At 42.6% G+C, this 21,931-nt stretch carries 19 protein-coding genes; 6 read left to right on the top strand and 13 right to left on the bottom strand.

The genetic code is table 11. The features are described 5' to 3' along the window. The first annotated feature begins 24 nt into the window (after positions 1-24). On the top strand, positions 25-1,662 hold the full coding sequence (locus tag GO816_RS07220) for a TldD/PmbA family protein (protein ID WP_157540674.1): 1,638 nt from the start codon (positions 25-27) through the stop codon (positions 1,660-1,662). Positions 1,663-1,669: 7 nt separating this feature from the next. Then, on the top strand, positions 1,670-3,001 hold the full coding sequence (locus tag GO816_RS07215; RefSeq protein WP_157540673.1) for a TldD/PmbA family protein: 1,332 nt from the start codon (positions 1,670-1,672) through the stop codon (positions 2,999-3,001). 54 nt (positions 3,002-3,055) lie between these two features. On the opposite strand, the gene GO816_RS07210 is transcribed toward GO816_RS07215, so the two are convergent. Next, positions 3,056-4,054, bottom strand: coding sequence for an acetyl-CoA carboxylase carboxyltransferase subunit alpha (locus GO816_RS07210; RefSeq protein WP_157540672.1), 999 nt, complete (start codon positions 4,052-4,054; stop codon positions 3,056-3,058). A 53-nt stretch (positions 4,055-4,107) separates the two neighbouring features. Then, the gene (locus tag GO816_RS07205; RefSeq protein WP_157540671.1) at positions 4,108-4,605 is read right to left on the bottom strand and encodes a hypothetical protein; all 498 of its coding nucleotides are present in this window, start codon (positions 4,603-4,605) and stop codon (positions 4,108-4,110) included. 191 nt (positions 4,606-4,796) lie between these two features. Between GO816_RS07205 and GO816_RS07200 the strand changes: the two genes are divergently transcribed. Further along, positions 4,797-4,967, top strand: a complete 171-nt coding sequence (locus tag GO816_RS07200) for a hypothetical protein (RefSeq protein ID WP_157540670.1) — start codon at positions 4,797-4,799, stop codon at positions 4,965-4,967. A 56-nt stretch (positions 4,968-5,023) separates the two neighbouring features. On the opposite strand, the gene GO816_RS07195 is transcribed toward GO816_RS07200, so the two are convergent. Next, positions 5,024-5,335, bottom strand: a complete 312-nt coding sequence (locus GO816_RS07195; protein WP_157540669.1) for a winged helix-turn-helix transcriptional regulator — start codon at positions 5,333-5,335, stop codon at positions 5,024-5,026. Positions 5,336-5,453: 118 nt separating this feature from the next. On the opposite strand from GO816_RS07195, the gene GO816_RS07190 reads away from it, so the two are divergent. Continuing rightward, complete coding sequence (locus GO816_RS07190) at positions 5,454-6,377, top strand: DsbA family protein (RefSeq protein ID WP_157540668.1); 924 nt, start codon at positions 5,454-5,456, stop codon at positions 6,375-6,377. Here GO816_RS07190 and GO816_RS07185 read toward each other — a convergent pair whose 3' ends face one another. After that, entirely contained in the window at positions 6,378-7,235 is an 858-nt protein-coding gene (locus tag GO816_RS07185; protein ID WP_157540667.1) for a sulfurtransferase, read from the bottom strand. It abuts the gene before it with no gap. A 41-nt stretch (positions 7,236-7,276) separates the two neighbouring features. Then, positions 7,277-7,933 (bottom strand): metal-dependent transcriptional regulator, encoded by a 657-nt coding sequence (locus GO816_RS07180; RefSeq protein ID WP_157540666.1) that lies wholly within the window; start codon positions 7,931-7,933, stop codon positions 7,277-7,279. Between the two features lie 109 nt (positions 7,934-8,042). On the opposite strand from GO816_RS07180, the gene GO816_RS07175 reads away from it, so the two are divergent. Continuing rightward, positions 8,043-10,511: a TonB-dependent receptor gene (locus GO816_RS07175; RefSeq protein ID WP_157540665.1), complete on the top strand. Its 2,469-nt coding sequence runs from the start codon at positions 8,043-8,045 to the stop codon at positions 10,509-10,511. 70 nt (positions 10,512-10,581) lie between these two features. Here the strand turns inward: GO816_RS07175 and GO816_RS07170 are convergent, their stop codons facing one another. The 7 genes from GO816_RS07170 to GO816_RS07140 all read right to left on the bottom strand — a co-directional run bounded on the left by GO816_RS07170 (position 10,582) and on the right by GO816_RS07140 (position 19,816). Next, positions 10,582-10,914, bottom strand: coding sequence for a DMT family transporter (locus GO816_RS07170; RefSeq protein ID WP_157540664.1), 333 nt, complete (start codon positions 10,912-10,914; stop codon positions 10,582-10,584). Positions 10,915-10,944: 30 nt separating this feature from the next. Next, positions 10,945-12,216, bottom strand: a complete 1,272-nt coding sequence (locus GO816_RS07165) for an outer membrane beta-barrel protein (protein ID WP_157540663.1) — start codon at positions 12,214-12,216, stop codon at positions 10,945-10,947. Positions 12,217-12,299: 83 nt separating this feature from the next. Next, positions 12,300-13,445 carry a M28 family metallopeptidase gene (locus GO816_RS07160; protein ID WP_157540662.1) on the bottom strand — a complete coding sequence of 382 codons (1,146 nt, stop codon included), beginning with the start codon at positions 13,443-13,445 and terminating at the stop codon, positions 12,300-12,302. Between the two features lie 23 nt (positions 13,446-13,468). Beyond that, positions 13,469-14,701, bottom strand: coding sequence for a DUF2264 domain-containing protein (locus tag GO816_RS07155; RefSeq protein WP_157540661.1), 1,233 nt, complete (start codon positions 14,699-14,701; stop codon positions 13,469-13,471). After that, entirely contained in the window at positions 14,698-15,909 is a 1,212-nt protein-coding gene (locus GO816_RS07150; protein ID WP_198171441.1) for a glycoside hydrolase family 88 protein, read from the bottom strand. The genes GO816_RS07155 and GO816_RS07150 overlap by 4 nt, the downstream gene beginning before the upstream one ends. Before the next feature lie 4 nt (positions 15,910-15,913). Continuing rightward, positions 15,914-17,239: a BNR repeat-containing protein gene (locus tag GO816_RS07145; protein ID WP_157540660.1), complete on the bottom strand. Its 1,326-nt coding sequence runs from the start codon at positions 17,237-17,239 to the stop codon at positions 15,914-15,916. 378 nt (positions 17,240-17,617) lie between these two features. Further along, positions 17,618-19,816, bottom strand: a complete 2,199-nt coding sequence (locus GO816_RS07140; protein ID WP_157540659.1) for an alpha-L-rhamnosidase-related protein — start codon at positions 19,814-19,816, stop codon at positions 17,618-17,620. 323 nt (positions 19,817-20,139) lie between these two features. On the opposite strand from GO816_RS07140, the gene GO816_RS07135 reads away from it, so the two are divergent. Further along, positions 20,140-20,409, top strand: a complete 270-nt coding sequence (locus GO816_RS07135) for a hypothetical protein (protein ID WP_157540658.1) — start codon at positions 20,140-20,142, stop codon at positions 20,407-20,409. Positions 20,410-20,629: 220 nt separating this feature from the next. On the opposite strand, the gene GO816_RS07130 is transcribed toward GO816_RS07135, so the two are convergent. Continuing rightward, the gene (locus GO816_RS07130; RefSeq protein ID WP_157540657.1) at positions 20,630-21,880 is read right to left on the bottom strand and encodes a YdcF family protein; all 1,251 of its coding nucleotides are present in this window, start codon (positions 21,878-21,880) and stop codon (positions 20,630-20,632) included. Positions 21,881-21,931 lie beyond the last annotated feature (51 nt).

Here is a 21,931-nt window from a genome sequence, read left to right as displayed (position 1 = left end):
TAACTGCAAAAGGAGGATTAAACCTTGAAACGTAGAAATTTTATTTACCTCTCGGGCGTAGGTGCCGGTGCTATGATGCTGCCTAACCTGCCCGCCTTCGGTACGCCTATTGACCCGGCCGAAGCACTGAACCAGGTAGACGCACGCATTAAGAAAGAGCTTGCCGATGTTGCCCTTAACATGGCAAAATCAAAAGGCGCTTCTTATGCCGATATTCGTATTGGCCGTTACCTTAATCAGGCTGTTGTTACCCGCGAAACCCGTGTGCTTAACGTAGCCAATGCCGAATCATACGGCGTAGGCATACGTGTACTGGTAAACGGATGCTGGGGCTTTGCGGCTACCAACAATGTAACCAAAGATGGTATAGCCAAAACTACAGAACGTGCTGTAGCCGTAGCCAAGGCTAACGCTAAAATTGGCGGCAAACCTGTTCAACTGGCTCCTCAAAAGGGCTTTGGCGAGGTTAGCTGGAAAACCCCGATTGAAAAGAACGCATTCGAGGTTCCTATTAAGGAAAAGGTAGACCTGTTGATGTCAGTCAATGGCGCGGCACTAGCCGGTGGTGCAAACTTTGTTAACTCTACCATTTTAGCCATTAATGAGCAGAAGTTTTTTGCTTCTACCGATGGTTCATACATTGATCAGGATATTCATCGCCTGTACCCTAACTTCAGCGTAACTAAAATTGATGCCGCCAAAGGAGCATTTGAAACCCGCGCAGCTTTAAGCTCACCGGTGGGTATGGGTTACGAGTATTTAAACCCGGTTGAATCTGAAAAGGTAAAGGGTATTGTTACCCGTTACAAAAACAGGTACGACATGCTGGAGGACGTTAAGAACGCCACCAAGAATGCAACAGAAAAAGTCTCGTCAAAATCAGTTGAACCGGGTAAATACGACCTTGTGTTAGATCCGTCGCACTTGTGGTTAACCATTCACGAATCGGTTGCTCACCCTACCGAGCTCGACCGCGTGTTAGGCTACGAAGCAAACTATGCAGGAACCAGTTTTTTAACCGTTGATAAACTTAAATCGGGCAACTTCCGCTTTGGCAGCAAAAACGTAAACGTAGTGGCCGACCGCAGTCAAAAAGGCTCACTAGGCGCCGTGGGTTATGATGATGAAGGCGTACAGCCTAAACAATTCGATATTGTAAAAGACGGCATCTTAACCAATTTCCAAACCATACGTGATCAGGCGCATGTTATCGGCCTTAAAGAATCACAAGGCTGCTGCTACGCTCAAACCTGGAGCGATGTGCAGTTTCAGCGTATGCCTAACGTATCATTAGCACCGGGCAAAGCTAAGTTGAGTGTTGATGATATGATTAAAGGTGTTGAAAAAGGAATTTACATTGTAGGTAACGGCTCTTTCTCTATCGATCAGCAACGTTATAACTTCCAGTTTGGCGGTCAGCTGTTTTATGAAATCAAGAACGGAAAAATTGTAGGCATGCTTAACGATGTAGCTTACCAGGCAACTAACCAGGAGTTTTGGAATTCATGTGCAGCAGTATGCGATGAAAGCGATTACCGTTTAGGTGGCGCCTTCAATGATGGAAAAGGCCAGCCGGGCCAGTCTAACGCCGTATCACACGGCTCATCAACCACCAAGTTTACCGGTGTGAATGTAATTAATGTTAAACGTAAAATTGGATAATTAAGATATGCCCATACTTAGCAAAGAAGAAGCACAGGCTTTATTAAAGAAAGTGCTTAGTTATTCAAAAGCCGAAGCTTGTGAAGTAAGCCTTGGCGGCAGCGAAGGCGGCAATATACGCTATGCTTTAAACGCCGTATCAACCGCCGGAGATATAGGTACCCTGGGTTTAGCCGTAAGCTCTACCTTTGGCAAAAAAACCGGAACGGCTACCATAAACGAATTTGATGATGCATCGTTAGAAAAAGTAGTGCGCCGTTCAGAAGAACTGGCACAACTGGCACCACCCAACCCGGAGTATATGCCGCCGCTGGGCCCGCAAACATTTAAAGATGCCGCCACCTATAATGATCAGACAGCCGCTATGACACCCGAAGGCCGGGCCGAGCTGGTTGCCAAAAGTTTGGAGGTAACCAAAGCTGCAAATTTACAAGCCGCCGGTTTCCTTGAAAACTCTACAGATTTTCGCGCCGTGATGAATTCAGCAGGCTTGTTTGCCTACAACAAATCAACCGATGTTACATTTTCGGTAACCACCCGCAATGCTGAGGGAACCGGTTCGGGTTATGCAGCACGCGGCTTTACTGACGTGAGTAAGCTGGATACTTTTGCCGCAACAAAAATTGCTGCTCAAAAAGCAACTGGTTCAGTTGGTGCACGCGCCATTGAGCCGGGTAAATACACCGTTATTTTAGAGCCTACCGCGGCTGCCTACATGATGGAAAACATGTTTAGGTTTGATGCACGCAGCGCCGATGAAGGCCGTAGCTTTTTAAGCAAAAAAGGCGGCGGCACACGTTTAGGTGAAAAATTACTGGACGAAAAAGTTACTATTTATTCAGATCCTTTCAATACTGAATTACCATCAGGTACCTGGACCGGCGATGGCCTGCCTTTAGAAAAAACTTACTGGTTTGATAAAGGCGTGGTTAAAAACCTGAGCTACTCACGCTATTGGGCCGAAAAGAAAGGCGTAAAACCTCAACCCGGTCCAAGCAATATTATTATGGAGGGTGGAACACAATCGCTCGAAGAAATGATTAAAAGCACGGAGCGCGGCATTTTGGTATCGCGCCTGTGGTACATTCGTATGGTTGACCCTCAGGTGCTGGCCTTAACGGGTCTCACCCGCGATGGTACGTTTTATATTGAAAACGGTAAGATAAAATTCCCAATCAAAAATATGCGCTTTAATGAAAGCCCGGTAATTATGCTCAACAATGTGGAAGCCCTCGGCAAACCCGAGCGCGCCATCAGTGTAGAAAGTTACCGAAGCTATCTTATTCCGCCAATGAAGATCAGGGATTTCACTTTCTCGTCGTTATCAGACGCAGTATAAAACAAAAACGCCTCTCAAATTGAGAGGCGTTTTTGTTTGAGGATATTAAAGGAATTAAACTTCTTCGTCAGTCACAATCGGTGTCGTAGCTACAGGTTCGTCTTCAATAACAACACCCATTGAACAGAACTTGTCTACACGTTCGCTAACCAGTTCGTCAATGTTACGGTCCTTAAGTGTTTTTAAATCTTTTACCAATTGCTTTTTCAATACTGATGCCATGGCAATCGGGTCCTGATGAGCGCCGCCAAGAGGTTCTTTAATAATTCCGTCGATAAGCTTATTTTTAAACATCTCGCTTGAGGTCAGTTTCAGCGCTTCGGCAGCACGCTCTTTGTAATCCCAGGTACGCCATAGGATAGATGAGCACGACTCGGGAGAAATTACCGAGTACCAGGTATGCTCCAGCATGTAAACTTTATCGCCAATACCAATACCAATAGCACCACCTGATGCACCTTCGCCAATAACCACACAAATAACCGGTACTTTCAACACCGACATTTCTAAAATGTTACGGGCAATGGCTTCACCTTGTCCGCGCTCTTCAGCTTCAAGGCCAGGATATGCTCCGGGGGTATCAATAAGGGTAATAACCGGTTTATTAAACTTTTCGGCCATTTTCATCAACCTTAAAGCTTTACGGTAACCTTCGGGGTTGGCCATACCAAAATTGCGGTATTGGCGGTCTTTAGTGTTTTTACCTTTTTGGTGACCAATAATCATGGCAGTTTGCCCGCCAATGGTGCCCCATCCGCCTATAATGGCTTTATCATCTCCCACATTGCGGTCGCCGTGCAGCTCAATAAAATCATCACACATCAGCTCAATATACTGTAAAGTATACGGGCGATCCGGGTGACGTGATATCTGCACTTTCTGCCATCCGCTTAGGTTGGTATATATCGTTTTTTTAGCTTCTTCAAACTTGTCCTGCAACTCGTTCAACGTAGCCGACATATCAACCTTGGTCTTCTCTTCAACCTGTCTTATTTTTTCTATCTGCGTTTGCAAATCAGAAAGCGGCTTTTCAAAATCAAACGTAATTTTCATAATCCTTTGTAACGGGGGGCTAAGTTAAGCAAATTGAATGCAAATATTGCTAATTAAGGTTTTTTGAGCTTCCAGTACTGTTTGGTTTGCTGCGGGTTGAGCGTATTATAAGTATTATAACATGCCATTAACACCGAGGTACGGTACTCGCCCTCATATAAACCGTAGCGGTTCCCGTAAAAGGCAATGCTTCCTTCATCAACCTTTTGCGTGGTAAACAAATCATCAAGCTTTTTCTCATTACGAATAACGGATTGACCAATCTCTGTCTTCTTCAATTGCAGGTACTTACTTATCTCGGTGATTTTTTTTACCTGTTCCGGCGTTAGCTTCAGTTCCTTTTTATACTTAAGTACGTCATCGGGCATAGGGTAACGGTTTAGTGTAGCCGGCAAAGCCATATTTTCTAACGTCGGACCTTTCTGATAGTCAACGTACTGCTTCAACGTAAGGGTTTTAATAACCGAGGGCGTTACTGAACTATCTGTTTGGGCTTTGGCTGTTACAACCCCAATTAACAAACCGCACGCAATAAGTAACTTTTTAAACATGGGCGTAAATGTAAATGCTTCAAAAATGTACAATTTTAAAAGAATACAACTAATGGTTAATACATTTTATTGTGTCAGGTGTTTCAAAGAGCCTTTATCAGTCACCTCCCTCCCATCTGTAACAGATGTATGACGCATTAATCCTTTGCGTATAGATATACTCCAATCATCATAATTACAATAAACACATTATGAAAAAGATAATTTTAAGCATAGCATTATTAGCATCGGTTGTAGTATCATTAAGCAGCTGTATGGTTGAACAGCAACGTCGTGGCCGCGGCCGCAATTACGATCGCTACCATCGCCATTACGACAGGCACCATGGCCCTTATGACAATAATGGTTACCGTCGCCACTAGTAAAACTAAACCCGGGTTTTGACTGATCCCGGGTTTTTATTTAAAACTATACATTTTCAAATCAACCCTTCAAGCTCTTCAAATATCGGAATCATGAGCTTACCCTTTTTTGTGAGCGAATACTCTATATGCAACGGTTTAGTCTGCAAAGTGTGTTTACTAAGTAAACCCGCGTCGGCCAGTTCTTTTAACGCGGCAGATAATGATTGCTTATTACTTCCCTCCAATTGCCGTAACAAATTATTGAACCGCAATGGTGCTATTGTGGCCAACTTAAAAAGCTGCGGCTTCCACTTGCCCGATAACGTTTTTAATAAGGCTTGTGCAGGGCAATTATCATCGGTATTATCGGCGTTTAAGGTGGTCATGTTTTTCTGACTAATTGATAGTGTTTACGATATTGATCAATTTTGCGCAATGTACAAACGGTTGGGTCACGAAGCAAAGCAAACGCTTTCCAACTGCCAACTATTCACTTAACAACAGATGACTACATCAGCAGATAGCAATCCATTACTTTGCGACATCGAAACCGGTATTTGCGAAATACCAGCGCAGGAAAACAACGCTCAAACCACAACTATAGAAAATGGTAACAAGCCACTGAAGCTGCTGTATTTTACCGATCCTATTTGCTCATCGTGTTGGGGCATTGAACCGCAATTGCGAAAGTTAAAGTTAGAATACGGCCATGTTGTTGAGGTAGAATACCACATGGGCGGCCTCCTTCCCGATTGGAGCTATAACAGCGGAGGTATAAGCAAACCTTCAGATGTAGCTCATCATTGGGATGAGGTAAGCCTGCACTACGATATGCCTATTGACGGCGATGTTTGGCTGGAAGATCCGTTAGATTCATCTTATCCGCCCTCTATTGCCTTTAAGGCAGCTCAATTGCAGGACAATACAAAGGCAGTAGCTATGCTGCGCATTATGCGTGAGATGGTATTTCTTCAAAAAAAGAACATTACCAAATGGGAGATTATTGAACAAGCAGGGAACCTTGCGGGTTTGGAATTGAATAAATTGAGGGATGACTTTAACAACGCTGCAAAACTTTCCTTTCAGCAAGACCTTGACCTGGCCCAAAGCCTGGGCGTAAAAGGCTTTCCAACAATATTTTTCAACGATGCGTTAGGTAATAGTGAACGGGTATATGGCTCAAAACCATACGATGTTTACCAAACAGCCATTAAAAAACTTGCTTCGCAGTCGGCTAAGTTTACTTATGCAAAAGACTGGCAGAGCCTTTTTAGTATTTATCCAACCATGACTACCAGAGAATTTGCTGAGTTGAGTGAAATAAGCAAAACCTATGCTGGTGTTATTTTAAGCGACTTGCTACAACAAGGTCTGCTTAGCCGCTACCAATGCAAAAACGGCGACTTATGGATGATGAACGGTAAATAATTACTTATTCTCCGGAGCTATAATGCCGTTTTCGGTTGCAATGGGTAAATCCCGGCGCGACCATTCGCTCCATGAGCCTACATAGAGTTTGGCTCCTGTTAAACCGGCCTGCTCTAAGGCAAGCAAGGTGTGGCAGGCCGTTACACCCGATCCGCAATGCACAATTACCTGTTCGGGCTTAACATCACCGAATACTTTTCCATAGTTAGCTTTTAGTTGCTCCGGCGATAAATAGCGGTTCCCCTCGCCCATGTTAGTGTTATAAGGCACGTTAACGGCTCCCGGAATATGACCGGCTATTAAATCAAGCGGCTCAGTTTGTCCTAAATAGCGTGGTGTTTCACGTACGTCAATCACCATACGGCTACTATCTTTGGCAGCAGCTTTAACTTCTTCAATTTCTGCCGTACCGCTAAAACCGTGCTTAACCTGGTATTGTGTTGCCTCGGACGGTGCAGATATATCGGTGGTAATATTTAACCCCGCATCCTGCGCTACCTGCAAACCACCGTTAAGCACCTGCACTTTTTCATGCCCTACCGAGCGCAGCATCCACCAAAAGCGGGCAGCGGGATTGGCAGCTACTTTATCATCATAAACAATTACATGAGTATCGGGCGTAATGCCTAGTTTACCTAGCAAGTTGGCAAAGCGATCTACATCGGGCAAAGGATGACGGCCGCCCACAGCCGCATTGTCGGTATGCGAGGCTAAATCTTCCAGGTCAACATAAAGTGCCCCCTCAATATGGCCCTGTTCATAGCGTTCGCGGCTGTTGCCAAATCCACGGGCATCTATAAGGGTAAATGAGTACGGATCTAACTGTTTTAACGCTGTTGCTTCAATCAAAGGCTTCATAAGCTGGGCTGATGTTTAAAATCAAATATATAAGCAACGGGTTAACTAATCAAAATATTCTCGCCAAACTTTGATGATACCGTAGTTGCCTCACCATTATCAATACTGATGATCAGTGAATGGTCGAACGCAATTTGTTCAATAATTTTAATTTGTGTGCCGATATTGATTTCCAACTTATGCAGATATTTCAAAAACTCGCTGCTGGTATCGCGCACTGCTGCAACGCGATAGCTGCCGCCCACTTTACCATCGGCCAGTGAAGCAGAGAAAGATTTGGCCATTTTGCCGTTGGCTTTGGGTATAGGGTCGCCATGAGGATCATACTCGGGGAAACCCAGAAATTTTTCCAACCTATCGGCCAGGTCATGGTATTTGATATGTTCCAGTTCTTCGGCTATATCATGTATTTCATCCCAACGGTACTCTAATTTTTCGAGTAAGAAAACTTCCCACAAGCGGTGCTTACGTACAATTTGTATGGCATCTTTTTGTCCCTGCGTAGTGAGCTTCACCCCTTTCTTCTTGTCATACTCAATAAGCTGTTTATCGGTTAGCTTACGTATCATATCAACTACCGATGCCGGGTTATTGCCCAATGCTTCGGCAATGGCACTGGTTGATATTTTTTTATTATCAGGCATTTGCGATAGCCTGAAAATAGCCTTCAGATAATTCTCTTCGGAAAAAGTATTCATTTAAACATATGACTTAGCCAAATCAAACTTAAGAAAATAATTTTTACGAATTATAAAATTAGGCAAACCTAATTTTATAATTTTGCTTTATCTACTTATATAATTAGAAATGGCAAAATACTTTTACTTATTCATCACGCTGTCAATACTGTGCACTGTAGCATTTGCACAAACCGGAAGTATTAAAGGGCAGGTAACATCTTTAAATAACGGACCTATTAGTTTTGCTTCAGTTACCATACTTCATAAAAATACCGGTACCCGTACAGCAAACTATGGCCATTACGAGTTAAGCAACCTTGCTCCCGGGCAGTACACTATTATATTTTCTTCGTTAGGATACCAAAAGCAGCAGCTTAACGCAGAGGTAAAAGGAAATGCTACAACCGTGCTGAACGTAAGCTTGGTAAAAAGCGAATCGAAACTGAGCGATGTAATTGTAACTGGCGTAAGCCGCGCCACCGAGGTGCGGAAAAACCCTGTACCGGTAGCCGTAATGGCTAAAAAGGATATGGACAGGCATGTGAATAATAACATTATTGATGCTATAATTAAAGGGGTACCAGGCGTAAGTGCCGTTACTACGGGGCCTAATGTGTCAAAACCATTTATTCGTGGTTTGGGCTATAACCGGGTGCTTACCCTATATGATGGCATACGCCAGGAAGGCCAGCAATGGGGCGATGAGCATGGTATTGAAATAGACCAGTATGGCATTGCCCGCGCTGAAGTGGTTAAAGGCCCGGCCAGTTTATCTTACGGTTCGGATGCCTTGGCGGGTGTAATTAATATGATACCCTACCTACCCAATTATGAAAACAATACCCTTAAAGGCGATTATACGGTTGATTATCATACCAACAACGGCCTCATAGGTTCATCATTAGGGTTGGCCTACAAGCATAACGACTGGCGTTTTACCGCCCGCGCAACCGGTAAACTGGCACACAATTATAAAAACAGTGTAGATGGACGTGTTTACGGAACGGCATATAATGAGCTTAACCTATCGGCCATGGCACGGGTTGATAAAAAATGGGGCTACACGCAATTTGCTGTCACCTTGTTTAACAATAAACAAGAGATACCCGATGGCAGCCGCGACTCGCTAACCCGCCGTTTTACAAGGCAGGTATTGGATGATGGTGATGATATTGAAAATCGTCCCATTGTTCCGGAAAATGAATTGAAGACCTACAAACTGAACCCGCTTTACCAGCATATACAACATTACCGCCTGTACAACAGCAGCCAGTTTAATGTAGGCGAGGGCAATATAAACTTGTTAATTGGCGGTCAACAAAGTGTAAGACGGGAGTATAATCATCCAACACAACCTAGTCAGGCTGGTTTGTATGTGGTATTGAACACGCTTAACTACGATGTTAAATACAACCTGCCGCAAATTGGGGGTATAGAAACTTCGGTTGGTGTAAACGGTATGTACCAAACCAATCGCAGTAAGGATGCCACCGATTTCCCAATACCCGATTATGATTTGTTTGATATTGGCGTGTTCATCTTCGCCAAAAAAAGCTTTGGTCCTGTTGATATAAGCGGAGGTTTACGTTTGGATAACCGCCACATTAACTGGGATAACTTTTTTGTAGCCGATAACCCGCAAAACGGATTTCAGAAACATGTTACCGGGGCTGATACCGTGGGCACTTACCTGCAGTTTCCGGCGTTTAGTAAACGATATAATGGTTGGTCGGGTAGTTTGGGTTTAACGTACAACATGAGCGAACGGCTGTTGCTTAAAGCAAATGTTGCCCGTGGTTATCGTGCACCAAATATTACTGAGATTGGCTCAAACGGTCTTGACCCTGGTGCGCATATTGTTTACTTAGGTAACCGCACCTTCAAGCCCGAGTTTAACATTCAGCAGGATATTGGTATAATTGCCTACCTTAAAGATGCCGACATCAGTGCCGAACTTTTTAACAATTATATTTACAATTATATATACCAGGCACGTTTAAACGATGCCAACGGGCAGCCTGTAGTTATTGTGCCCGGCAATAGCACCTACCAGTACCAACAGTCAGAAGCTCGACTGTATGGTGCCGAGGTAACCATAAACCTACACCCGGAAAAGTTAAAATGGTTTTGTTGGAATAACAGCCTGGCCTATGTAACCGGCCTCAACAAAAATCCCGAATTATTGGCCCGTGCAGGTAATGACGCCAAATATCTGCCATTTATTCCGCCTTTACATTTACGCTCTGAGATGCGCGTAAACTTATCACCAGAATCTAAAACGTTCAGTAAACCTTATATAAAACTTGAAGCCGATGCATATGCCACTCAAAACCGCTTTTACGCTTTAGATAACACAGAAACCGCCACACCGGGCTACACGCTTTGGAACGCAGGCTTAGGGTCGGGCATTAAAAATAAGGCCGGCAAAACTGTACTGGATGTTTTTTTGCAGGTTGATAATATTTTTGATAAGGCCTATCAATCTAATCTGAATCGCTTAAAGTATTTTGAGTACTATCAAGCTTCACCAAACGGCCGTTCGGGCATTTATAACATTGGCAGAAATGTGAGTTTAAAAGTGATTGTGCCGTTGTAGACACAAGGAATAAAGCAGCATATGTGCTACCTAAACAGGCAGCTCAAACGCGGCATGGCAACATTCAAGCTTAATGCGCTGCCGATTTAGAAAAAAGATTAATAACCAACACCCCGACCACAATTAACGCCATGCCTAAAATTGCAGGCAAATCGAGCTTTTGCTTATAAATTACCATACCTGCTATAGAAACTAACACGATACCGATACCCGACCATATAGCATAAGCAATACCCATATTAAGCACTTTAAGCGTTAAACTTAAAAAGTAAAACGCTGAGGCATAACCCAACACTACCAAAACCGACGGCCAAAAGCGGCTAAACTGATCAGATGCCTTAAGGGCACTGGTAGCAATCACTTCCGAAATGATGGCGATGAAGAGGAAGATGTATTTTATCATTGAAATTTAACGCAGTGGTAAAAGTAACGTTTAAAATATGTATGCCGCACCTAAGAAAAATGTGTCACCTGAAACCGAAGAACTTTTGTAATCGCTGATGTCGGTTGAGGGCAAATATTTAAGCGTAAAATCTATCTTATTAGCAACAACGGCACCCGCCTTTAACGGAAAGTTTACCCAAAGCTTTTTAAAAGGTATCTCATTTAAATCAAAAAGCTTATTATTTGTCTTCGGATCAATTAAGACATGGCTAGCGTTAGAGGTGGAAATATTGATTGCAAAACCAGCTCCTGCATATAATTTAACTGCATTAGTATTGTAAAAATTATATAGCACTCCGGGTGCTATAGACAAATTTGAACGTCTGACTCTCCAGTGGTCTATTGCGCCTTTATATATGGGTGAGAAATCACTGTACTTAGATTCAACTGTCAACTCATGCTTACTTTTCCAGGCACTTAATTCGGCTTGAAAAGCTAACTTTCTTGTCTTTTCGTTAGGGAAAAAGTTTACCCCGGCATATAATAACGGGCCGTATGATTTACCGGCTGGTGCGGCACTCAAATCAAGCGGACCGCTTACTTTCATCTTAGAATAGTTTACACCTACCCCAGCAAAAAAACTAAAACCAGAGACTTTGAGTTTTTCTACAGGCTGAATACTCGGTGCTCCATTGCCAGCATTCACGGCATTAATGAATGTTTTTAGCGAGTTTTTATCGAAAGATACGTCTTCAATTTTATCTATTAAACCCGCGTTATTTTCAAGGTATTTACCCACCAATAAGGTAAGTTGTTGCTTGTATTTTAAATCTTTAAGTACTTTGCTTTTATCATTGTTGTAATACTCATGATAAATTAGCTCCATAATAGGCGCGCTATTGTCCTCAATAAAAAAACGGTGTCTTATTTCATCACGGTGATAGTAGAGATTAATTGCAGTACCAGCAGTTAACTTTTCTAAGAAAATAGCTTTGTGTACAACAGAGGTATCTAAATTTAAAGGCAAATTCGGATAAAAAATTTCGTCGGCACTGATATTTCCTTCAAAGCTTATATACTCACAAACACCTTTAATTTTAAATCCCCTTAAGTTTGATGGCTCATAAGTAGTATAACTTTTATCGGTTAGCTGCTGTTTATATTTAATACTTACAGGTGATTTAACCCATTCCTGAAAGTCAATGTATCCTTTAAGCGTATCCTTAGCTGTTGTTATAACATAACCACTTTTATAGTTGGATTGGGCATAAGTTATCCCGCTGAATAACAAGCTAACCAAGAGTAAGCTGAACGCTTTCATTTAAATAAGGTTTAAGTGTTTGAAAAGCGAATATACTATAATAAGCAACAATCAGTCAATTTGCTCATTCTCATAAATCATAACTATTGCTGCAATGCCGTTACAAACCCGTTCATCAACTTAAATAAACTATTGTATTTATTTAACGGCAGGGTTTTACTTACATCAAATACGTCATGATAGGCTTTGATGCCGCCCATTGTGTAAAAGAAGAAAGCCGGTACGCCTTTCTCTGTAAACCAGTAATGATCACTGTTGGCTGCCTTTCCGCGTGGAACGACTTTAACAAGATAGTTGCCTTGCGCATTAATTTGTTTGAGCAACTCAAATTGTTTAGGATATATGGTTGCGTTAACCACAGTTATACCGTCTTCGCCGGTACCGGCCAAATCGGTGTTGACTAAAAATTTAACATTATTCAGCGGGATTAGCGGATTCTCGGTAAAAAATTTGGAACCTAATATGCCGGCTTCTTCGCCCGCGAAGCAAATAAATGCCATAGTATATGGCTGCGGATGTGCAGCGTAATACTTAGCTAAGCTAAGCAACAAGCTAACGCCGCTGGCGTTATCATTGGCTCCAGGAAAATAGGTTTCTTTACCCATTCCACCCAAGTGGTCATAATGAGCTGTAATTATTATAACAGAGTCAGGTTTAACGGTACCTTTTACCAACCCGCAAACATTGTTAGCTTCAAAGGCTTCTACAAACTTGTTCTCAATGTTTACGCTAACATTTATTGGTACCTCTTTAAGAGCTTTTTTATCAATTTCAATGGAAGTGTAATCGGCCACCTGCTGTGAAACAGACCAGGTAAGTTTATCTTTTAATGTCAGCACGATTCGCTTTTGCCCCTCAATAAACGTTACGCTGTCTTTCTGGAATAAGTCACCCTTACCAGCAACACCTTTACTCTCCGGCCCTACAATAAAATCCCGACCAGGTATTAAGGTGTTCCCATTAATAACCAGCTCCATCTTACCCGGGAAAGTATTTACGTTGAAACTAAACGGCTGCATAAAGCCTTTGCCGCTCATAGGCTTTATACCGTAGCTTTTGAACTCATGAGCTATGAATGCCGCTGCCTTACCCATACCATCATTAGTGTAGCCACGACCCCAAAACTGTTTTGATGTGAGGGTATCAACCATGCGACGCGCAAAAGTGGAATCTTGCGCGAAGGTTGCACTTGTTAGCAGTAATAAAATGAGGCTTAGCTTATATTTCATCGTCTTTGTATAAAGCAACCTCATCACTTTAAGTCAAAAGCATGGTCAGCTGGCATATTTTTGCCACTCCAAACGTTAACGGCTGTCCAGGGGGCTGCGGGTGAGCTCCAAAATTCATCAGTTTCAGGCAAGCCAAGTGGAAGAAAAACATTTGTACATAGGTATAAACTTCCTGTGTTAATATAACCCTCAGCTAATCCGGGTTGCTTGCCATGTAAGCCTATATTCAGCCATCCTTTATTATTAAAAGTTCCTGTTGCACCAATGGTTTTATTAATTACAGCGGTTAAGGCTTCGCGTATTTGGCCAAGCTTTAATGATTCTGGTAATTGCTTTTTGAGCGACACGTTGGCTAAATGATGAAAAACACCACAACGGTAAGCAATTGAGCGCCCTATTACCGGATATGAACCATCGGCGCCAATAAGGCGTTCAAGAACTTGTGAATAACGTTTACCTATTTGCATCACCTTGTTCCGTTCCGCAGTGTATTTATTCGACTTCATTCCCGCTACATCAAGTATATCGCTCAGGTAAGGCTGGATTACAATGCTGTTATAGTAATCAAGATGAAACTCCATCCCATCAGAAAACAGCCCATCACCCACATACCAGTGCTGAGTAAATTCACGTATGCCATACTCAATACGAACTGGATCATGACCTAATCCATACTTCATAAAGAAGGCCTCTATGGCGCCCGTAAACAATATCCAATTGCTGTAAACAGGAACCGTTTTTCGGGTTAGCTGCAATGCAGTAATCACATTATTTTGAACGTTACTTTCCAAATGTTCCCACAACCACGGGCAACGGATTAACGCAATAGCCACAAACGATGCATCAACCAGCGGCTGCCCGCCACTCCATTCGAGGTAGTCCCTGGCATTAGGATTTACTGCGTTGGTAATTCCCTTAATGGCCCAAGTTCGGTATTGATCACGAAGCTTTACCTCTGCAGCATTACCGCCTTCCAGTTGTAACCACGGTGCGATGCCGCTTAGCGTACGACCAAATGCCTCCAGGTAGGCTACTTTAGCACGATTCTCTTTGTTGTCAACCTTTTCAGACAACTCAACAGGCATATTAACCTTTAGCTCATCGGCAGCAATATTCGTCATAACCGGCCGGGCAATCTTGTCCAGGTAGTTGAGCCATTGCATCCTCCTGTTTGACGTTTTACCCCGTTGTGCAAAAACACTGATACCGGTAAGCGTTAAAACAATAAGTGTTAGTAAAATGCTTTTAGACTTCATTTTGTAAACTGCTTATAACGCATTAACGCCTCAACAAAATAATAATCGGCGTAGGTTAGTGGTACATCAACCTCAGTACCTTGCGGCTTGTGGCCTACACTGTGCTGTAATATAAAGCCGCCGTTGGTTCCTTGAGTGGCTTTGTAAGGCGCTGTAGACAAATTTTTGAGGATGGTTTGAGCCGCGCTGAAATAGGTTTTGCCCTCGGGTGGGCTCACATAGCGACAAAGCTCCAGCAATGCCGAAGCCATAACTGCCCCTGCAGATGCATCGCGTAATGCATTTGGAATGTCGGGTGCGTTGAAATCCCAGTAAGGTATTTTGTCTTTAGGTAAATTAGGATGATTTAAGATAAAAGAAGCGATACGATTTGCCTGTTCTAAATAGCGTTTATCTTTAGTCTGGCGGTACATTACTGTATAGCCGTATAAGCCCCAGGCCTGACCACGAGCCCAGGCCGACTCATCGGCGTATCCTTGCGCAGTTTTCTTTTTCTGCACCTCTCCGTTCAGCGGGTTATAATCAATTACATGATATGAACTGTAATTGCTGCGAAAATGATTTTTCAACGTAGTATTAGCATGTGTAACCGCCACCTTGTAAAATGATGAATCGCCGGTGGTGCGTGTAGCCCAAAACAGCAATTCAAGGTTCATCATGTTATCAATAATAACCAGGTACTCCGGTTTCTTTGAATCCCATGATTTTATTGCTTTTACTTTGGGATCAAACCTTGTTATGAGCGACTTTGCGCTGTTGATGAGGATCTCTTTATATTCAGCTTTAGGTGCAATTTGCAGTGCATTGCCAAAGCTGCAATACATCATAAAGCCTAAATCGTGTGTTGTTTTGTTGTATTGCTCTTTTTTTAACCAGCCTAACATCATTTCGGCATCATTAAGCAGGTCTTTATCTTTGGTTTCCTTATATAAATATAGCAAGGTGCCGGGCGTAAAGCCACTACACCACCATCCTGAGTTACTGGTTTCCAGACTATCGGTTTTAGCATAATAAGTTTTGGGGAAACGTTCAGGCTTAATGCGCTTCATTTGCAGTTTATACTGCGTGGCCGCATCCTTAAATTGCGAGTTCAGCATTCTCGAAAGGTCTTTATCAGCCTTGAATATATTTAATTTTTGTGCATTAGCTGACGTAAGTGCCATCAAGCTTATGAGGCATCCCGTTAATGCCGATTTTGTGAATAGCATTTTATTATTTGGTTATTGGTTTCCATTGCAGTACCTGCACAGGTGAAGGTGGATTATTAGCCTTGCCTTCGCCATCAATTTGGGTGGTTTGTTGTATGAATAAACTGAGTATGCCCTTGTTTTTCCACAGTTCAGTATCATAAGTAGGTTCCCATGAGCCTACCTGCTGTTCGGTTAGGTTTGACACCTGCCATTTATTTGCTGCTAAATTGTTGTTAACAGCAATCGACACCTTATTACCCCGCTCCTCGTCTCTGAAAACTAACCCGGCAGCCATACTTTTGCCATTTTTCCAGGCAATTATTTGTGGGCGTGATACAGGTATACGCTTGGTACCGGTTCCACTCAGACTGAACGGTGTAGTACGAAACTTTAAATTGCGGGTATGCCAACCATGTTTGTCTTTAAAAATTAATTGGTACTGTGGCACAGTTTCGCCTTCCGCGCGCCAATATGTGGCTATGTAAGGGGTTCCGTTCGCATCAGCAAACATGGATGTTTGGTTAATGAGCTCGCTCTTTTCAGGAATTTTGCAGGCATACTCGGCATTGGAGGCCGTTATGGGTAAAGTATACACTTGCCTGTTTGATTTAAGCCATGTTTTACCGCCATCGTTTGAGCATGCATAAGCCATGTCGTGATTGCTTGCCACGTCGGGAGTTTCGCGCCATACCCATGATAGGTGTATATTTCCTTTTACATCTGTAGCTACCTGCCAGTAGGCACTTCGTTTACCTTCACCATCAATCAGGTTCTCCTGCAAACGAACCCATTTTGCTGCTTTACAATCATAGCAGTTGATAACCAAACTTCCATTCCCCGACCCTCCATCACGATAGAAAAACAAAAGATTGCCGTTATCCATTCGATAGAATTCAGGATAGCTTACTCGGCCTTCCTTAAGGCCAACCATACTTTGTTTGCTGCCCAATTGCAACAAGCCGGGTGCTGTACTTTTGGCATAATTTAATTGATTGTTGTGCTGCCCCCAGGCAACGTGCAGGTAACCCGCACCATCAACCATAATGCTTATGCTCTTGTGTGCATCGGCAGCATCGCCCTGGTATTGTGTTTTTTGTACCTGCCAGTTATTTTTACTAATAGTATGCTTTGCAATAACTACATACCTGGCGCTGTCATAATAAGCGGCATACTGCGTATTGTTAAAAGTAACTAAGGCGTTTTTACGGAAAATAACCGTATTAACAGAATTATTGGCCCAACCGTTTGATGCAATTGTTGATATCTCGGCCCGCTGTTGGGCAAAAGAACAAGCAGCAGTTAAAAAGGTGACAAACCCTATAAAAGAGGCACGTAAAAAGTTAAGCATTTACAATTTGGTTGTAATGCTAAATACGTCATTTTATAGCAGAATACCGAACCTTAAGCATTTTACTTTTAGATGTAGTGAGCTTAGTAAGTATATCTTTGAACTAGCTAACATATGGCAAAAAGGTGGACTAACATGAAATGCAACACTCGCCATGCCAGCTTCTTACATACTGGCTTTTTTGCTTATTATTTGTTTTTATACTGCTGTAAAAGCATTAGCTAGCATGCATTTGTTGAATGTAGCTTAACAGGCATAAGCGCCACCTCAACCGAAGGTGAGATGATCATCAAGGTTAAAGTGAATTATGAGAATTATAAACTTAAAAAAAAAACGGAGCAAGTAATCTTGCTCCGTTTAAAAATATAGTTGAACAACTTATACAGCCTTATAATTAACAGTAAAAGTTTTACCTTTTTGTATGGTTATTTCGTAGTATCCGCCGGCAGTAGCTCTTACTGCTGCGTCACTGCATTCAGGCTTGGTTTTGCTTTTAATGCGGAGTGTACCAGTACCGGTATCGGCGGTTACCTTAATTTGCGTGGTACTTATTTTTAACTTAATGTCGCCTTTAGGAGTTGGAATTGTTCCTTCCATCCATTGTAAACCGCCCAGTTTAGGTTCAATCAAGTATTGTGAGTAAGCCGGTGCCGTTGGCTTTACTCCTAAATAGTATTTTCCCAGCAGGTAAATAGGGCTTGCTCCCCACGCATGGCACAAGCTTTTACCAAACGGACGACCGTACATGGCGTAGTGCTCTGCTCCTTTTTTATCAGGATTGTATTCTTCCCAAAATGAGGTTGCGCCCAGGTTGAGCATGCCGCCCCAGTAGTCTTTCATCTGCTTTAGCACATAATCCTGTTCGCCCATGGCGCAAAGTGCTTCCAACTCATAAAAGCGCATGTAGGGCGTTACAATTTTTTGCACCTTATCATTCATCAGCACGTATTTTTTAACGTCTTGCTTCTGCGCTTCGGTAAAATAATTAAAGAAGATACCAAACATGTTGGCATAGCGGGTAACGTTGGCGGTTTGTTTACCGTTTACGCGGCTGTGTACCAAGGCATGTTTTTGTGCATTCCAATAATAGGTAAACAGTTTCGCTTTCAAATCTTTAGCCAGTGCACCGTATTTGGCCGACCCCTTAGTATCTTTCATAATGTTGGCACATAGCGCCATGCTCTCTAAACTGCGGCATAGCAACATTTGCTCAAAACTTACTTCTCCTTGCTTGCTCAGTCCATCGGCCCAGTCAATGAATACCCAGTCGCCGGTTAGGCCTTGCATAAGGCCGTTTTTGTTGCGGCGCGAAAGGCAATAATCCATCATACTTTGCATGCGCGAGTATGATTGCTCAATAAATGCTTGATCGCCGGTGTGCTGATAGTAATCGTAAATACTGATAAACCAATAGAACGTATAATCCATAATGGTATTAATGTGACTGGTTACCGGGTCTTTGCCACGCAGCGCACTAATGGTACGGGTTACCGATGGCGAATCAAAGTACAGGTAATAGTTCATCAGGTAACTCTGTGCAGCATCGCCCGACCATATCCAGCGGTCGCGTTTAATACCATCTATAAAAAACTCGCGGGTGTTGAGCTCCATAGTATAAGCCGAAACATCCCAAATCTTATTGATCTGCTCGTCAGAACACTTGAAACTACCACGTTGTTCAACCGGCAGGTATTCGTACAGCATGGACACATCCCCAATGTTCACGTTTTCATCAAACACCACATTTACATAACGGAACGCTCGCGAACCATCAAAGGTTAGGTCGCCGCTTTTATCTTGGTTTACTTCAAACTTGTCTACCAGTTCACCACCGTCCAAGCTCATGGCTTCTTCCTTGCTTTCGCCAAAGTAAAGGGTTACGTTGCCCTTGCCCTTTACATCATGCAGCTTTACAAAGCCAAAGGTTTCTTTACCAAAATCAACAAAAATAGAGCGTGCTTTTTTATCTTTTGATACCGCTTGTTGTGGTTTAACCGGCAAACGGAAAGCCGAAGGCGACGTGTTAGCCTCATTAAAGTTCCATGAACCAGCCTGTAAATACTGCGTAGCCGATATGTCGGATGTTTTGCCCGATGCATCAATCCACTCTTTATCTTCAAAAGTTACCTGCCAGGTATTATCAGTTACCACGTGAGTACTTTTTACAAACACTGCCGGTACTGCGCCCTGGTTGTAAACTTTTAGACTGATGCGGTGCTTACCGGCAGGCAAGGTTATTTTCTTAGGATAACCGGCAACGGCCTTCCCATCAATTTTAAGATTGTATTGCCCTTCAACAGCAATCTCAGCTTCCTCTGCCGATGCAATGTTGTAATCTTTATGAAAATCTATCAATACGTAATGGCTATCTAATTTCCAAAATGGCGGAAAAAAGGAACCACGCTCGGTACGGCGGTTTTGCATTTTGTTGCTTAACCAAATTTCGTAATCGCCTGGGTACCAAATCCAGGTGGCTTTGGTTTGGGCCTGCACTTCGGCAACAAATAAGGCAATAAAGCAAAAAATAGCTATGGCACAACGGCCTAAACGGGTTAAAATCAGCGCGTTTTTATTCATGTTGATATTTAAGTTAATGGCAGGTAGCCTGGAGTTAACTTTCGGTAAGCAAGATTACAAAATATTATCAGCAAACCGTTGGCTTAATGCCGCCAATTGCATTTGGCCAGCCAAAATAGTATTGGTTTACACTCGAAATAAACTTCGGTAGCTTAAAAATTTCGTTACCGGCAACGGGCGTGGAAGTAAGCCACGAAGAACTACTTTATAAATATAAGGTATAGTTGATTATAGCAGACCAACGCACCGGCTGTTGAAACATTTGCGCTTTTTATTCCTTAATGTAGCTATACCCAATAGGGCTATTTAAATACTTAATACCTATGAAAGCATTAGTATTTTTTGATACAGTTCCGCATGATACAGCACTGGCCATTGAACTTGACCGTGAAATGGAAGAATTAGGCTGGAGTCCGCTCGAAACCTTTTCATATGCCTTTGAAAAAGAGTTTGAAGCAGATTACTACGAGATAGAGACTCAGCTTATAGCTAACGTTGATGCTGTCACATTTGAAGCGGAATGGCAGGATGTAAAATACATGTACATGATTGGCGTTGAGGAGCCAAAATTTGGCTTATCAAAAGGGCAATAACTTTGATTACAAACAAGAAACGGCCTGCTGAATAGCAGGCCGTTTCTTATGGTGTCCCGGTGTGTATATGGCAAACTTAGGTAAGCATTAAAATACCGCTGTTATTTTGAGTGGCTTTGACTAAAACTCTCCCATCAAGCAATCAAAACTACCAACTCAACATGTACACACTATAAAGAATTTGTGATGCTTGAATTAATATTTGCTAAGCAATGGTAGGTTATGGATCCATTGGTTCATCAGCATCTGTTTGCAATGCTGTTACCAACGGATAAAATTCCAATGCAGTATCAGAAAGCCGCTTACCCAACTTGTAAGGCACATAGCCAAGCTCTTTAAGGCAACGCTGTTCCATATTGGCAATAAAGTCGTTTTGATATTTATCGGTTATAATTAAGCCTGGTTTTCCAAACGGCATGCCATATCTGAATATCAGCCGGGCATCGTTACGCAAGTTTGTAGTTGTATGCCGTGCGTGCGGTTCAATAATAACTGCATAGGCAGGCACATGCAGCACATTAATCATGTATTTACGCATTTCAACCGCCTCGTTATACTTGGTTTTAAACGGATGCACCGCTCCGCCAGAAACCACTACAAAAGGAGCCTTATTTGCAAAGTATTGCCTTGCAGCTGTTTTACAGCGAAGCATACCTTCTCCGCTTAAAGGCGTTGTTAAATTATCAGGCCCTGCACCCGGCACTAAAATGTGTGAGTAAGAATAAGCTGTCCATTTGGTTTGCTTTATTCTCTCAGCAGCAAGCTTATTAGCTGTGCTTACCATGGGTTCATAATCGGCCGCCTGACGGCGCTCGTTTACTTCAAGATAGGTAAGCGCAGCGTACAACGATGGTTTAAAGAACAAATCATTTTTGTTGACTGCTTCAACAACCTCACTAGTGCAATCATACATTAGTGTATAATATGAGCGCTTTTTGATGTCGTAGCTTATAGAATCAATTTGAGGATAGTTAGGCTTCTTTGCTTCCGCATAAACGCTTATGATATAATTTATACAGGCGGCATCCTGCTCCCAGGCCTTTACCAGTAAGCCAACAGGAGCTAAATCATTATATCTGATATACATGCCCGATGGTATAATATGTTTTTTAACAAGCACATCAAGCGCATTACCCACCTTATACAAAACTTTGAGTCTGTTACTAACCACACTTATCTCCTGGCTTGTAAATTTTATAAAGCCGGGCAGGCACAATGCATCTTTACATTCTGAGAGCGATAATTGTATAGCACGATGCTTGGCGGCAGCAAGCTTTGCTAGTTCAACGTCTGTTTGTAATAAGCTGGCAACTGCCTTATCCTCTTCAAGCAACGTGAGCATATAGCAATTTTTTGACTTTACCCAATCACCTCCCGACAATGGCTTGTAACCTGGCTGCGCACCCATAAACTGACTGAAACTCGCATTACCAATCAGTAACCATACAAACAGCATCAAACATCGCTTCATATATATACTTTTACTTTACTGCAAAATAACACCATTAATTTAACACGGCTA

Origin of the sequence: Mucilaginibacter aquatilis (assembly GCF_009755275.1) — a bacterium.
GTDB classification, from domain to species: domain Bacteria; phylum Bacteroidota; class Bacteroidia; order Sphingobacteriales; family Sphingobacteriaceae; genus Mucilaginibacter; species Mucilaginibacter aquatilis.
The sequence above is the reverse complement of the archived record's forward strand: the minus strand, read 5'-3'. Positions and strand labels throughout refer to the sequence as shown.

What these genes read in the sequence shown, in the direction of transcription:
- GO816_RS07160 (WP_157540662.1), bottom strand. Translation starts at nt 13,445, where the DNA reads ATGAAATATAAGCTAAGCCTCATTTTATTACTGCTAACAAGTGCAACC.
- GO816_RS07135 (WP_157540658.1), top strand. Translation starts at nt 20,140, where the DNA reads ATGAAAGCATTAGTATTTTTTGATACAGTTCCGCATGATACAGCACTG.
- GO816_RS07195 (WP_157540669.1), bottom strand. Translation starts at nt 5,335, where the DNA reads ATGACCACCTTAAACGCCGATAATACCGATGATAATTGCCCTGCACAA.
- GO816_RS07175 (WP_157540665.1), top strand. Translation starts at nt 8,043, where the DNA reads ATGGCAAAATACTTTTACTTATTCATCACGCTGTCAATACTGTGCACT.
- GO816_RS07155 (WP_157540661.1), bottom strand. Translation starts at nt 14,701, where the DNA reads ATGAAGTCTAAAAGCATTTTACTAACACTTATTGTTTTAACGCTTACC.
- GO816_RS07205 (WP_157540671.1), bottom strand. Translation starts at nt 4,605, where the DNA reads ATGTTTAAAAAGTTACTTATTGCGTGCGGTTTGTTAATTGGGGTTGTA.
- GO816_RS07130 (WP_157540657.1), bottom strand. Translation starts at nt 21,880, where the DNA reads ATGAAGCGATGTTTGATGCTGTTTGTATGGTTACTGATTGGTAATGCG.
- GO816_RS07215 (WP_157540673.1), top strand. Translation starts at nt 1,670, where the DNA reads ATGCCCATACTTAGCAAAGAAGAAGCACAGGCTTTATTAAAGAAAGTG.
- GO816_RS07190 (WP_157540668.1), top strand. Translation starts at nt 5,454, where the DNA reads ATGACTACATCAGCAGATAGCAATCCATTACTTTGCGACATCGAAACC.
- GO816_RS07145 (WP_157540660.1), bottom strand. Translation starts at nt 17,239, where the DNA reads ATGCTTAACTTTTTACGTGCCTCTTTTATAGGGTTTGTCACCTTTTTA.
- GO816_RS07210 (WP_157540672.1), bottom strand. Translation starts at nt 4,054, where the DNA reads ATGAAAATTACGTTTGATTTTGAAAAGCCGCTTTCTGATTTGCAAACG.
- GO816_RS07170 (WP_157540664.1), bottom strand. Translation starts at nt 10,914, where the DNA reads ATGATAAAATACATCTTCCTCTTCATCGCCATCATTTCGGAAGTGATT.
- GO816_RS07185 (WP_157540667.1), bottom strand. Translation starts at nt 7,235, where the DNA reads ATGAAGCCTTTGATTGAAGCAACAGCGTTAAAACAGTTAGATCCGTAC.
- GO816_RS07180 (WP_157540666.1), bottom strand. Translation starts at nt 7,933, where the DNA reads ATGAATACTTTTTCCGAAGAGAATTATCTGAAGGCTATTTTCAGGCTA.
- GO816_RS07200 (WP_157540670.1), top strand. Translation starts at nt 4,797, where the DNA reads ATGAAAAAGATAATTTTAAGCATAGCATTATTAGCATCGGTTGTAGTA.
- GO816_RS07165 (WP_157540663.1), bottom strand. Translation starts at nt 12,216, where the DNA reads ATGAAAGCGTTCAGCTTACTCTTGGTTAGCTTGTTATTCAGCGGGATA.
- GO816_RS07140 (WP_157540659.1), bottom strand. Translation starts at nt 19,816, where the DNA reads ATGAATAAAAACGCGCTGATTTTAACCCGTTTAGGCCGTTGTGCCATA.
- GO816_RS07150 (WP_198171441.1), bottom strand. Translation starts at nt 15,909, where the DNA reads ATGCTATTCACAAAATCGGCATTAACGGGATGCCTCATAAGCTTGATG.